Consider the following 13,476-nt stretch of genomic DNA (forward strand, 5'->3'; position numbering starts at 1 on the left):
TTTTACCTCACCTTTTTCTCTTAAAGTATATCTTTTTACCTATGAGAACTACTAACCTAAAAAACATTCCGAGCGTTCTATTAGGCAAATTAATATGATGTTCGTCCGTCGTATTGCAATAACTGACCGGAATTTCTATAATACGCATCCTTCTTTCCAATAATTCTATCAGCATTTCAGTAATAAGCTCCGGCCCTTTGCTTTCTATACTGTCACGAATTTCATAAAATGTATTTTTCCATAACGCCCTGTATATGCATCCCACATCCGTTATTCTCACCTTGCGATCATACCATAATAATTCTATTGTCCTGGCCAGCAAATAGCTCACTATCCGGACAAATGTATTCATGTTGGTTCCTTGTTCAATCATTTCACGAGTCGTTCGAGTGCCGACTACCATATCTGCTTCACAGATGTAGGTAAGTAACTTCCTCAAGTCTTTCGGAGAAAAAGAGTCGTCGCTGGGCGTTATAATAAAGATGTCCCCGGTCGCATTTTCCATGCCGTATTTTATCTTTTCGCCGTATTGCGTTATAGAGGGTGGCGATGGCAAAACCACGACCTTCCCGAATTTCTCAGTAAATTCTTTTGCTGCTCCAAGGGGATTCCTTGATACCAGTACAATTTCGTCTATAATATTCTCACTGTAATAGTCCGATATAAGATGTGCCAGATTATTTTCATTCTCAACTATCATAATCAGGCTTATCTTTGAGCTATTGAAAAGATGCGTTCTTGTAATGTTATTCGCTTTATTAATTTCGTCACGCGAATTTATGTTAATATACTCACCTTTTAATTTAAAACTTTTGATTAATTTTCTCTTGCACAATTTGTCCATAATAGCGACAAGGTTCCCGTCACAGTCAACATTATCTTCAAATTCCTTTTTTAGATCATACATAAAATCCCTATGTAGAATCCAGGTTCCGCAACCTAAGATATCAGTTGCTGCATGTTCCGGTTTTTCAATCAATGCGGTCACCTTATCACCGTCCACGACAACGTTATAATTCCTTCGAATCTCCTTGATACGGCTGTTTTCCTTGACAAGACACGTTATATAGGAATTATGAAAATCTGATGCTGCCAGTTCATCGTGATTTGAGTTCAAATAGTATTCATCGGAAAGCATAACACAGCAATAGTCCTTTACGAAATCCTTGGCCAGTAAGACAGAGTACGCCAGGCCCTTTTCAAGATTATTGTTTTTTACATAGGTAAGGCGTACGTTCATATCGCTTCCATCGCCAAAATAATCCCTTATGATAGACTCCGACATCTGAGAGACTATTATGTAAATGTCGCTTATTTTTAATTTATCCCGCATAATCGAAATTGTATTGTGTAGTAACGGCTTGCCATTTATTTTCAGCATTCCTTTGGGCATGTTTTTTGTGTAAGGATAAGCTCGTGTACCTTTTCCGGCTGCAGGGATTACGCCGATCATTTATTTTTTGCCTTTTTATTCTTGGAGATTAATGTTTAGACGGTAAGAACATCTTGTAGGTTATGATAAGAAAGAAATATTTAATTGCTTCTGGGATATGTTTCATTTTCGATTGGCCCCTATTTCTCGGGCAATATTCAATAGCTATCTCATCTATTTTTATCTTATCTTTAGCTAATTTTGCAGCCAATTCCAAAACAAAATCAAACCCGCTCCTTTTAAACTCAATATGTGATATTACAGAACGCCTTATTCCCCGCATCCCTGTGTAAAGGTCGGTAAGTTCATAGCCGAAGAGAATATTGAAAATCCTTGTAATTATCTTATTGCCCCAGGAACGGAAATTTGACATCCTTTTCTCCGAAGAGTTTAAAAATCTTGAACCAAAAACCACGTCGGATTTCTCTAAATGCTTAACCATAGCAGGAATGGCTTCAGGAGGGTATTCAAGATCTGCGTCTATAATTATGATGATTTCTCCTGTAGAGTTTTTAATGCCATCATATAACGAGTTGCCATACCCCTTATTGCGCTCATGTTTTAGCAATTTAACAAACGGGAAACCTTCAATAACTTTTACGGAATTATCAGTTGATGCGTTATCAACAAATACGAGAGTTCCATCGGGACAGACGTTCCTTATCCTCCTGATTAATTCGACTATATTCTTCTCTTCATTATAAACAGGGACAATTATATCCACACCTGGCATATCACTTTCTCCAAACTCCACAATAGAATAATGATGCCGATGGGATGTTGGCAAATGGATAAAAAAGGTCCCGCTCATTTATAAGGTGTTTACTCAAAGCAGAAAGAATTTGTTTATGATTGGACAGATGGTGTACTTTTCTGTCAAATCCGATAAAAAGCTTTACAATGTCCAATATTAAATTGGAAATACCATTCTCTATTGGAAAGCCTGCTATCAAAACACCGTCTTTTTTTAAAACGCGGGCAATCTCCCTTACCGCCTTGTCAATATCTTTTATATGTTCCAATACGCTTAAAGAAACAACACAATCAAACATATCATCAGGATAGGGACATTCGCATAAGTCACCATATCCAATTCGTATTCTTGGATCGCCTTTTCTTACTACCTCATCTACAATTTTTTGTTGATTATGAATGTCTATGCCATAATAGATATTGCACCGTTGCAAGAACTCAGGGATTAATACACCGCTTCCATACCCTACTTCCAAAAGCTTGTCATAAACCTTACCTTCGGGAAACATACTATTAAGCAGTTTCAATCTCTTGATAAAAATGTGCTTTAGAGGATTCCACCGGCTCATGGCATAAAGTGGCAATCCATCAGCCTCACTGGTGGAGTGCAGCTTATCAATATCAGCCATCTTCATATTCTTGAGTTCTCTTTCTCTTGTTTCGCTTTCTTTACAACAATCTTATCTTTCTCTTTGGATGCATTGTCCTGAAAACCTGTGCTGAAATCGCACTGTGCGCAAAATTCTAATTTTTCAGGATACTTAATCCAGGCCTCTCGTATCTGCTTAATTACAGTGCCATTCCAAATTTCACCCAGTGAACTATGGTTAATATTTCCCAAAACCGGTATTCCATAATAATCATAACAACAAGGGACTACATCACCACTTGACTTCATCACAAGTGTGCACCAGAGCCAGAAACATCCTCTACGCTTCTTCCGTTTTTGTTTTTCTGCTGCATCTGACAGGTTATCTGCTAACACTAATTCTCCATCGACATTCCTGATTTCATGAGTATCGACTCTTAATCCCTTCACAAATTCCTTTATATTCCCCCTATCGTTCTTATTCTTCGGGGTGGCTATATATCTAAATATTGTCCGTGGTCGTTGTCCGCTCTTATAGGCTGTTACCTCTCTGATATTCCTACAAACCTTCTGCAAGTCTCCGCCAACATGCAAATTTCCATAATAGTCTTGGCTGGTCCCGGACACGGAAAATATTAAGACGTCCAACCCTGAATAAACAATGCGCTTACCAAAGTCTTGGATATGGTTAAAACTTCCATTTGTGGCAATTACAACAGAGATTCCTCTATCAGATGCATATTTAATTAAATCAAAAATATTCTTATGCAGAAACGGCTCGCCCCCAAGGTAAAGGAAGAGAAAGATTAAAGAATCTTTTACTTCATCTATGATCTTTTTATATGTCGCCACATCCAAATACTGTTTCTTTTTCTCTGCAGAATGCCCGCCGGGCATCTGCAACGCACAAAAGGTACATCTCAGGTTACAAATATTGGTCGGTTCTATCATCATGACACTCGGCAATGCCACACGACTTTTTACTCTGAACACGTACCCTTTTATAAAATTCACCAATAGAATATATAACTTATGAAAGGTCAGCCTTTTTCTTGAAATCAGTATATATACTATCGGCAGTAATCGTCGGAGCACTTTTAGGGCCTTTCCCTATTTATAGTAAAAAAGAAATATTCGATACCTTTCCTGTACGTCGGGCAACCAATCGGCAGCTATCCATCTTAACACCATACCGCGGACTATATAAGGCTGGTTCCACGACTACTTCACTAACACCATTGCACTGTAATTGGACGGAAATATCATCACGCAATAACATCCCACCTTTATAGGTAACCTCAGGATGAAGATTCAGCATGATCAGGCCGCCTGGCTTTTCACTTGCATCATTTATTTGCACTTCCCGCTCTTTCACTAGGAATTCTCTCTGGCATACAAAGTTGAAGCCGCTGTGTTTACCTGCAAAACGGTCATTGTCGAAATGAATAATTGCAGCCCTGGCTCTATCAGACAGTCTGAAAAGGCTGTTTGCAGGAATATCATTTTGTTCCATATCCGGAAAACCCACAGTATTGTGAGCCGCTGTGGAGCGAAAGTAATTTCTTTCATTCGGATGTGAGGTGTAGAGATATGTGCCCGGGTCTACAATAAAATCCTTGCCGCATATGGCCAGCTCAAAGGAAAGTTTATCGTTGTGTGCGTGGCCACCTTCGCCGTTTCCACCATTTCTCCCGCAGCTTATTATTAAATATATAGGCCCCTTACGGTAAACGGCAATACCGAAGTCGGGATATAAAACAGCATCCTTCCAAATCTGTTTATCCTTTCTGCAGCCGTCATAAGACCCGGCGCCGAGGCCTTTTTTATTTTTTTCAGTTCCCTTGACCAATATCCTGTCGGCAACCTTAATCAACTCTTCATGGGCATTCAGCTTCCAGTTTGCGACTCCGTTAATCAGTTCAAAAGGTACGGGCAGCCAGAACACCCTCCCGCTGTCATTGTCTCCAATCTGAGGCAGTTCATCGTCCGGCCTTGAAATATCTCTGATAAAACCAATCATCAAACGCAGGCGTTCAACAAACCAATCAGGGAAGACTTCGAAATGGTCAAAAGAAAATTCATATTCAGGTTTTGACTTGAAAGTTCTTCCGGGCAAACCATGAAACAATAAACGCTCGTTCAGCCTTTTCCTCCTCTTCTCAGGAAGGGAAACAATTATCATATAAGAGGCAAGGAACATTTCAGTGACAAGCCGGTGATAGCTGGTGGAGGCCTCAAAGTGTGTTCCGTCGGAATATACCTGTCGGCGCATCTCTTGTATCAGTTCTTGAATGCCAAAAAGGGTCCAGTCATCGCTGTCTGAAATCCATGGGGCGCTTGCACCGATAGCTATTAACCCGACCAGATTGCCAAGATAGTGATTGTTGGCCCCAAAGGAGTTCTTTTCAATGTTATGCAGTATAAAACTTGCGTGTTCGTACAGACTTTTTTGAAGCATCCAGATAAACTCCGGGGTCAGATCCCCTTTACCTCTAAAGAACCCCACGCCTAAAAGCCAGTTTGCCGCCCTAAGCCCGGCTTCCATGGCGTTCCTCCAGTTGACGCCGTAATATAACGGGTTTCCAACTATCCAGTCTATGATCTGAAGCTGAAACTCTTCAGCAAGGCCGGGTTTTCGGGTGTGCTGCCAGTAAAGTCCCATTGGGCCGGAATGATAACATCTCGAAAGCTCCCATGTCACCTTCACGTCGGCACCCGAAACGGCCCCCGGCTTGATATCTCGATACCAAATGTCCTCAGGCCATCGGTAACCCGACTTGAAATCCTTGTGCCATTCAATTGGATTGTACTCGGCCAGGTGCTCAAGCAAAGCGGCGCCGGGATTAATGCCAGATATTGACTTATGAATCATATCTTTCCTGCGTCTTCCATAGGATACCTGTATGCCGCTTACTGGATCATTATTTACACTTTCCATTGAAAGGTTGGCATTAAACCATCCCGTGCCGAGAATATCAAAGCAATGTTCCATCGCCTTTTCTACCAGGAAGTTAAGGGAGGTAGAGCATACAGCATCTTTGCCGTCCTGAAAAGCGACAGGAAACACAGCCATTTGATCTGAATAGAACTTGTCAGCGATATTTAAAGCATAATCCCGTGAGTCTCTCAGGCCGAACAACCTTACCCACTCGTCCCTCGATCTTTTTCTGTTTCTGTAGCTGTAATAGCGAGTTAGTCTATTGTGGAAGATGCCGGATGCACGGATATGCAAAATTTTAACGATATCCTCGATTGATCTGCCACGCACTCTTTCTATCAAGCCAAGAAATCCATTCCTGTCATCATATTGAAGCTCCCCGCAGCAAGCAGCGGGGAATGCGCTCGCTATGCATGTTCAATGTCCTTAAGAGGAAGGCTATTAAGAATCCAATCAGGCCAAAGCCTGATTTATCAATTGCAGCCATCTCTTTGCCTCTAATGCCTTATCAAACAGTTCTATTGCCCGCTGTCTCGCATTTTTGCCCATCTCTTCCATCAGTTGGGGATTATCCATAAGAGTACAGATCGCCTGTTCGATCTCAGCCGGCTCGATTCTATCGCGTCCATTCAGCGGTATAACAAGCCCTGTCTCTTTGTCCGATACCGCTTCCTTAATGCCCCCGGAGTCAGAAACGATCGCCGGCTTCCCCCATGCCATGGAATCCTTTATCGAGATTCCCATGCATGCCCGCAGCGCCTTGGTGGGGGCAAGCAAAATGCTGCACCTCCGGTAATACAACGGCAAAATATCATGAGGCACATCGTGGTGAATAAATACCCTGTCAGGATACTTCAATTGTAACGCCTTAGCCTGTTCGTCCAGTTCTCCTCTGGCTCCTGCCAAAAGGAAACAGACGTCTTTGTTTTTTTCCAGTACTGAAGGTATGCTCTCAAGAACAACATCCAATCCCATGTCTTTCAGAAAGCGTCCGAAAAAAAGGACAACCCTGTATTCAGACGGAATAACAACCGCATCCGGATGTTGTTTTTCAGCACCCTCCCTCGCATATTCATCAATATCTACTCCTACATAAATAACCTCAATCTGCCTGGGATCAAAACCTGTTTTCTCATACAGTCCCGCACAGTATTTACTTGAACTTATTACCCTGTCGGATGCCGATAAAACGGATTTTAAAAAATCCCGATATCTGCTGCCTGTTCCCATACCTTGGAGGATCTCCCCGAAGACCATGGTAAACAGGGCTAGTTTTGGGTCAAACTTCTTTTTTAAATAAAATCCGTAAAGGCTGTCATATAAATTATATGTAACCGCCAGTTTAATATTATGCTCTTTAACGATTTTACAGACTATATGAAACCTTATAATTGTCGATGCAATATCTCTGATACAGACTCTCTGAACTAAGAGCGATAAAAAAACAGGAATGTTTCCTAAACTGGAAAAAAGAAACCTCCAGTTTTTTTTCTTGTTTATCCTGATCACCCGAAGTCCCTCTCTTGGAAATTCGGTCTTGTCTTCGCTCTCAAATGAGAGCACGGTTATCTTAAAATCTTCTTTTAATAAAAAAGCGGTTAGATTGTATATCTGGGTTGAATATCCCCCGTAAACTGGCGGATAGGGCCCCACAAAGAGGATCTGCGGCTTCGTGTTGTCCAGATTCTCCACAAGATTTATCGTTTGGCCTTCAGGTGAATAATGTAGTAAGGATAGTCATATGTATAATACCGGTGATACTTCATAATCGGAAATTGCTTCTTGAAACAATTATGTATACATTTTAAGTTTCTGGTAATGTGTTGACCCTTATTTCTGTCGCGAAGCAGATGTCTTTTTATTATGCTGGCGAAAGTCTTTAAATGCATCATGCAAAAAACAGAAGGGGAAGCGATCAAAATATCCACTATACCTATCGACCTAATATCCTCAGAAAAGTTCTTAAGTTCATTATCACTAAAACAGGACTCCATTTGAAAAAAAAACAGCGAGTCATGCTTACCTTTCAGTTCTTCGTAATTCCCAGTTACAAGGTCAAATTTGCCTATTTTAAGATTTGGTCTCAGCAGCGATTTCTGTGCGGTTTCTATAGCTCGATTATTATTGTCAAAAACTTCTATCTTCTTATCTGGAAATCTTTCAAGAATCATATAATCCTTAATGGCATCTACCCCAAATTCCAAAATGTTAGTAAAGCCTTGCTGTCTTGATAGGTAATCACTTATATATCTGCTTATAATAAAAGTATGTGGTTTTCTTATTGCAACCTCTTTAAAAATCTTTTCTTTTTGTCCGCTTAATAATGTAGCTTTCAGTATATTTTTTTGGTTCTCATCTTTTTCAATAACATTAAAATGAAATTTCAGAGGTATAGGAAAAAACATTTTCCCTCTTAATTACCGGTTGAATATTTCACGACAGAAATCTATGCGTGTTTACCACAGATAAAAAAAGCGGTCTATAGAATCTATAATTTTTACATCCAGGGGATACTTAAAATAGCGGTGTTTCCAGCGATACCAGGCGATATGGCCCAGCATATCTCGAACAACACCCGGAATATTCAGCCTCTTAAGCCGCTGCCGGGCAGTTTTCCAACTAAACGGCACACCCCTATGGGAGCACACGGATACTGCCCAGAGATAATCAACCAGGGGGTGCCACTCCGTATGGGAACGATGCCCGATCCTGAATTGTCCCCAATCGTATAAGGTTTTCGGGGGATCGAATCCCGCCTCCACAACCTTCTTATGGAGAGGGGTTCCCGGACAAGGGGCATACAAAAATATCTTGCCCAGTTGTACTGTTTCGGGATAGCCGTTGCGTAATTTATCTATGATATCCATGCTGAGTTCTACATCTCTTTTTTCTTCCCCGGGAAAACCGCACATCAGGTTCGTCATGAACGTCAAACCGGCTTCGTTTATTTGCTCAACGCCGCTTTTTATATCCCCAATGGTGCAATCCTTTTTAATATAATCCAATATCTTCTGCGACCCGGACTCAACACCCACATAAACCTCTACAAGCCCTGATTCCTTTGCTCTTTTCCAAAAATCTACAGTGGTTCTTCTAAAATATTGAGCACGGCAGGAGGCATGCCATTTCATATCAAGCTTCATCCCTATAAGGCCTTCTATCACCGCAGTTGCACGTTTAAAGTCGGCAAAAAAACAATCATCTACCAGGATCAGCTTATCGGGCTTGTATTTATCATAAATGCCTTTCATATCCTTTAAAACCATTTCAGCGCTTTTCTTTCTGAATGTCCTTCTATGGACCACCAAGACATCGCAAAACTGACACCGGTGAGGGCATCCTCGTTCTGACTGGTACAAAAAGCGGCTGAGGTCGTAATTGTCCATATTGAGCAAACTGTAATCGAACTCTAATTGATCATTGAAAGAGAAAAAGGGTCTGTCCTGGTTATGAATTATTTCCCCATCCTTTTTATATGAAACACCATCAACTTTGGACAGGTCTCCGCCGTCTGTCAGACACTTGGCGAGTTCAGCTGCTGTATGCTCGCCCTCTCCCCGAACTACTATGTCTACAAATTCCGATGTTCTTAATGACTGCTCCGGAGTCAATGTGACGTGCACGCCTCCAAAAACTATGGGTATTTTTGGATTCACCTTCCTGACGTGCTGCGCACACTGGAGGCCAAAAAAAACACTGCTGCCGGTAAGGCAAGAAATGCCGACAAAAACCACTTTGTCGTCAAGCTCTTCATTAAGTCTCTTGATTGAATCTTCAACCCTTCCATCTATTATTACAGGTTCAAATCCGGCCTTTTGCAAATAAGGAGCAAGCGCTAGAACTGATAATGGCAGGGTCACTTTTTTCTGTAAAAGCCGGGAAAAAATATCTCTTGTTGCCTTGTAAATTAAAGGAGGCAGCTTGTCCTTAAGGTAAAGACCTATCTCTCCAGGCATTATCAATATAATCTTTTGGGCTTTATTGGAACTCATTCTCTTATTGTCTCTTTCGTATTTTTCCTGATTTGACGGCACCTTTTTTGGGCAAGTTCATCCATTCCCCTTAAGGTTTCCTTAAATTTTTTGTTGCCGCTCAGGTTATCTAACTCACCCGGATCGCTCTCTAAATCATATAACTCACTTGCGCCAGGATTATTGCCCTCGCTCCATATATATTTATATCTTTCCGTCCTGATCGCAATATTAATTTTTTTTCTTTTGAGGTCACATGGTCCTCTCCCATTGTTTTCGCTTATTATGAATTCCCTGTCTTTAGCCGTTGAGCTATATACCGGAACACCTTTGAACTGGGTTACCGGTCCGATTCCCATCAGATCCAGTATGGTAGGAGCAAGATCCAGCTGACTGCACATATTGGTTATTTTCTCCGGTTTTAGCCTGGCATTATAGAATATCATTGGCACCCTTATAAACTCGTCATAAAAAAGTGTTGCTTTGTGGCCTGACCGCTTAATACTGTTATCCTCCATTCCGTGGTCCGATGTAATTACTAATAATGTCTTATCCAACAAATCTTTTTCTTTTAAAAACCGAATCACTTTGCCCAGTTGATCATCAACGTATTTTATAGCTCTTCTTGTCGCATATTCATTATAATGTCCCTTAATCTCGTCCCTTTTTAACGTGACTCGTTTTTTCAGAAAGCTTCCGGAAATTGGAGGAAGCTGAATTTTGCCTGATGTATAATTCCCCTCGTGAATATCCAGAAAATGAGCCCATAAAAAAAAGGGGCTCTCACCCCTTTTATCAATCCAATCTATTATGCACTCTCTAAGATATTTAGCACTAACAAAATGATCGTATTTTTTCAAGATATAAGAGTAACCGAATCCAAGCTTATTTTGAAGTCTTACCATTATATCTTCGATCGTTGCATTAATGTATGCCTCCATTACTCCAAATGGGCTCTCCCCATACCTAGCAATATTAATAATCCGGTCGTATTTCAACTGCATATCAAATTGCTTTGACAGATATTCCTGCGGATTATTTTCGTATAGATCCAGCTCTCTTAATATCAGTTTTCTAAGCCTTGAATAATCATACGCATGGATAATAGGATTGTATCCAAAAGTATTTTCCTTTATCTCGCGATTTTTTTCTTCACAAAACAAAACCAGATATTTGTATGATGCCTTTACTGCTTTGCCTGTAACTTCGCAGAATTCCTCGAAATTGATTAATCCCTCTTTCATTAACTGGACGTAATAAGAAAAAAAATTCTTACTCAAGGATTTCCAGAACCTTTTTATGTTGTATATCTCGTGAAATTCGTCAAATCCCCTATCGTAATAATAAAATCTTCCCAAGAAGTTTACCGTGGCAAAGCCAGCGGTATAAAAACCGTTTCTTTTCATTACCTCCGTAAGGGTTATTTCCCTGTTCTTTATCCCCCTGTTATATCCGCCACAATCTAACGGCAAAGTGGATGTAAAAATAGATGGGAAAGCCATTTGCGTCGGCTGTCCGTTTGAAAATGCATTTGCGCAAGATATGCCTTTCTTTGACAAATCATCCAGGAAAGGCGTGAGGCTTTCGGATTCCGTTGAATTTCCCAGTCTTGTATATGAAAGCGCGTCAATCGACAGAAATATTATGTTTTGCATTGTTAACGATGTGTCCAATAGGTGCTTTTCCATATTTCACAGGGAATACTATCTAATAAAACAGCGGCCATGCACAAAGATACCCTTTCTTTACCGTCTGCTCCATATATAAAAACTGCCCACTAAGGTTATCCTAATTCCTTCTTGAAAAGAAGGCGCTGTTCGATTATTTTTTCTGCAAAAGTGGTAAAGTTGTTGGTTTCCTCGTTGTTTTCCAGTACCAAATCACTATTTATCGGTTCTTCAAAGGAAAGATCAACGCCCACAACGTTTTTCTCATCCCCTTTCATTGCTTTGCTATATAGGCTTTTCTGATCTCTCTTCAGCAGAACTTCCATTGAAACCTTGACATATATCTGGAAATAATTGTCTATGTTATTGCGGTTCCAGCATTGCACCTCATGATACAGCGACATTGTCGCGCAAACAACATTGACCCCCTGATCCGCAAGAAAGCAGCACATCCTTGAGATCCTATATGCGTTTTTTATTCTGTCTTTAGTGTTGTGCTGCAAATCGTTTCCCATTATTTCTCGCATTGCATCGCCATCCAGAAAAACTGCTTTTTCATTCCTTGCAACAAGCGCTTTGAATAAAGCCAGCGCAATGCTTGTTTTACCTGCGCCGGCAAGCCCGGTGATCCAGTAAACAGTGCCTGTCTTATCCAGCTTTATATGCATTGTCTCCGGTCGATACTAAGGGAATCGCCCACAGCCCTGCAAAAAGATTCAGCTAGGCGAAGATCGCGGAGGCTGTCTATTTCCACCCATTTTCCATTGATAGGGATCTCGTAAACAGGCATATCCTCATCAATCAGCTCCTGAAGCATATCCGTCATGTAAAGCGTGTCTATCCTCATTTTTTCTCCGCCTTCTTGAGAAGACAGAAGGGTTGCTTCCTCGCTGTATTTGCGCCGCAGGACAGACAACCCATTACCCTGAAACACCATCAGGCCTATGTACTGCCCCTGTATATTCTCCACCTTGTCAGGTTTCTGACCGATCTCAAGTATCCTTCCGTCGGAATCAAGTTTCAGACTTTCGGCATCATCCAGGACGCTTTCAAAGCGCTTTTCCCAGTAAGAACGCCAATCGTGATCAACAACAACGCCGATCTCATGCCGGCATGAGACGACTTTCTCAAGAACTTCAGGTTCATAAACAATATCTCCATAGGAAACAACGATGCCTGAATCGAAGAATTTTTCCGCGTACCACAAAGTCCGCAGCATGTTTGTCTGCGCATATCTGGGATTTATGGCTATTGTCCACTTCCCGCCTGGAATCGTTTCCGCTTTATGCCCGGCAACGATAACTATATCTTTTTCATTAACCCCGACCTTTTGTGCTGATAGTATCTGCCATTCAAGCAAATTTCTGCCGGCAAGCGGTAGCATACACTTGGGAATTTCGGTGGTAAGAGGCTGCAATCGCTGCCCCATGCCTGCTGCAAGTATAATCAGTTTCTTGCTCATGCCTGTTTGAAAATGTCAAAAAGCCAGGTATCGACTCCCCTGGCCGGATTGTTTCTTTCCGGATGCCACTGTACACCCCAGAAAGGCAGCCGTTTATGCTTAATCCCTTCCACTATTCCATTGTCATCAACCGCGAAAGGATACATGTCCGGAGCGAGTGTTTCCAGGCTGACCCCGTGGTTATGGTATGAATTGACTTCAAATCGAGCCTCCCACTCATGGGGCAATTCAATATAGTCCCTCAATAGGGTTACAGCATGCATCTTGTTTACATGGGTCCCTTTTCCTTTATCCGCCAGAAAGGGAACTATGGAGCCGCCGTAATAGCAGTTAAGTACGTGTAACCCGCGGCATACACCGACAACCGGAATGTACTTCTCTTCAGCAAAACGAATCAGGCTTTCCTCCAGCGAGTCTCTTTCAGCGGCGCTATCAGGAGATCCTTCTATTCCGTAATCATTCCCGCTTGTCAAAAGAACGCCGTCGATATTCCCAAGCGCACTAAGGAAAGACAACGGGGAAGAGATTGCATTGGGGATAAGAACGGGACAGATATTCCTCTTTTCCAAAAAACCTATCCAGTCGTGGCTTATTGCATCCCTTTTTTCAGAGTAATTCTGATTTTCTATTACCCTAAGAGTGACTGCTACTTTCACCATAATTT

Annotated in this window: 12 protein-coding genes; all 12 read right to left on the reverse strand. The window is 41.4% G+C overall.

The window, feature by feature from the left end:
• Positions 1–7: 7 nt before the first annotated feature.
• The 12 genes from RDU59_00995 to RDU59_01050 all read right to left on the reverse strand — a co-directional run bounded on the left by RDU59_00995 (position 8) and on the right by RDU59_01050 (position 13,471).
• Positions 8–1,453, reverse strand: a complete 1,446-nt coding sequence (locus RDU59_00995) for a sugar phosphate nucleotidyltransferase (GenBank protein MDQ7837059.1) — start codon at positions 1,451–1,453, stop codon at positions 8–10.
• A 28-nt stretch (positions 1,454–1,481) separates the two neighbouring features.
• Positions 1,482–2,165 (reverse strand): glycosyltransferase family 2 protein, encoded by a 684-nt coding sequence (locus RDU59_01000; protein MDQ7837060.1) that lies wholly within the window; start codon positions 2,163–2,165, stop codon positions 1,482–1,484.
• Position 2,166: 1 nt separating this feature from the next.
• Complete coding sequence (locus RDU59_01005) at positions 2,167–2,820, reverse strand: class I SAM-dependent methyltransferase (protein ID MDQ7837061.1); 654 nt, start codon at positions 2,818–2,820, stop codon at positions 2,167–2,169.
• Positions 2,817–3,728 carry a radical SAM protein gene (locus RDU59_01010; protein ID MDQ7837062.1) on the reverse strand — a complete coding sequence of 304 codons (912 nt, stop codon included), beginning with the start codon at positions 3,726–3,728 and terminating at the stop codon, positions 2,817–2,819. Before RDU59_01010 ends, RDU59_01005 begins: the two co-directional genes overlap by 4 nt.
• 160 nt (positions 3,729–3,888) lie before the next feature.
• Positions 3,889–5,847, reverse strand: a complete 1,959-nt coding sequence (locus tag RDU59_01015) for an alginate lyase family protein (protein ID MDQ7837063.1) — start codon at positions 5,845–5,847, stop codon at positions 3,889–3,891.
• Positions 5,848–6,165: 318 nt separating this feature from the next.
• Positions 6,166–7,404 (reverse strand): glycosyltransferase family 4 protein, encoded by a 1,239-nt coding sequence (locus RDU59_01020; protein ID MDQ7837064.1) that lies wholly within the window; start codon positions 7,402–7,404, stop codon positions 6,166–6,168.
• 5 nt (positions 7,405–7,409) lie between these two features.
• A complete protein-coding gene (locus tag RDU59_01025; GenBank protein ID MDQ7837065.1) occupies positions 7,410–8,117 on the reverse strand; it encodes a hypothetical protein in 708 nt (235 codons plus the stop codon).
• A 51-nt stretch (positions 8,118–8,168) separates the two neighbouring features.
• Positions 8,169–9,704 (reverse strand): radical SAM protein, encoded by a 1,536-nt coding sequence (locus RDU59_01030; GenBank protein ID MDQ7837066.1) that lies wholly within the window; start codon positions 9,702–9,704, stop codon positions 8,169–8,171.
• Complete coding sequence (locus RDU59_01035; GenBank protein MDQ7837067.1) at positions 9,701–11,338, reverse strand: sulfatase-like hydrolase/transferase; 1,638 nt, start codon at positions 11,336–11,338, stop codon at positions 9,701–9,703. Before RDU59_01035 ends, RDU59_01030 begins: the two co-directional genes overlap by 4 nt.
• Positions 11,339–11,466: 128 nt before the next feature.
• Positions 11,467–12,018: an adenylyl-sulfate kinase gene (locus tag RDU59_01040; protein ID MDQ7837068.1), complete on the reverse strand. Its 552-nt coding sequence runs from the start codon at positions 12,016–12,018 to the stop codon at positions 11,467–11,469.
• Positions 12,009–12,812 (reverse strand): phosphocholine cytidylyltransferase family protein, encoded by an 804-nt coding sequence (locus RDU59_01045; protein ID MDQ7837069.1) that lies wholly within the window; start codon positions 12,810–12,812, stop codon positions 12,009–12,011. Before RDU59_01045 ends, RDU59_01040 begins: the two co-directional genes overlap by 10 nt.
• The gene (locus RDU59_01050) at positions 12,809–13,471 is read right to left on the reverse strand and encodes a gamma-glutamyl-gamma-aminobutyrate hydrolase family protein (protein MDQ7837070.1); all 663 of its coding nucleotides are present in this window, start codon (positions 13,469–13,471) and stop codon (positions 12,809–12,811) included. Before RDU59_01050 ends, RDU59_01045 begins: the two co-directional genes overlap by 4 nt.
• Positions 13,472–13,476 lie beyond the last annotated feature (5 nt).

Source organism: Thermodesulfobacteriota bacterium, from assembly GCA_031082315.1.
Taxonomy (GTDB): domain Bacteria; phylum Desulfobacterota; class QYQD01; order QYQD01; family QYQD01; genus QYQD01.

Coding starts and splice junctions, on each gene's coding strand:
- RDU59_00995 (MDQ7837059.1), bottom strand. CDS start 1,453: ATGATCGGCGTAATCCCTGCAGCCGGAAAAGGTACACGAGCTTATCCT.
- RDU59_01000 (MDQ7837060.1), bottom strand. CDS start 2,165: ATGCCAGGTGTGGATATAATTGTCCCTGTTTATAATGAAGAGAAGAAT.
- RDU59_01005 (MDQ7837061.1), bottom strand. CDS start 2,820: ATGAAGATGGCTGATATTGATAAGCTGCACTCCACCAGTGAGGCTGAT.
- RDU59_01010 (MDQ7837062.1), bottom strand. CDS start 3,728: ATGATGATAGAACCGACCAATATTTGTAACCTGAGATGTACCTTTTGT.
- RDU59_01015 (MDQ7837063.1), bottom strand. CDS start 5,847: ATGGCTGTGTTTCCTGTCGCTTTTCAGGACGGCAAAGATGCTGTATGC.
- RDU59_01025 (MDQ7837065.1), bottom strand. CDS start 8,117: ATGTTTTTTCCTATACCTCTGAAATTTCATTTTAATGTTATTGAAAAA.
- RDU59_01030 (MDQ7837066.1), bottom strand. CDS start 9,704: ATGAGTTCCAATAAAGCCCAAAAGATTATATTGATAATGCCTGGAGAG.
- RDU59_01035 (MDQ7837067.1), bottom strand. CDS start 11,338: ATGCAAAACATAATATTTCTGTCGATTGACGCGCTTTCATATACAAGA.
- RDU59_01040 (MDQ7837068.1), bottom strand. CDS start 12,018: ATGCATATAAAGCTGGATAAGACAGGCACTGTTTACTGGATCACCGGG.
- RDU59_01045 (MDQ7837069.1), bottom strand. CDS start 12,812: ATGAGCAAGAAACTGATTATACTTGCAGCAGGCATGGGGCAGCGATTG.
- RDU59_01050 (MDQ7837070.1), bottom strand. CDS start 13,471: ATGGTGAAAGTAGCAGTCACTCTTAGGGTAATAGAAAATCAGAATTAC.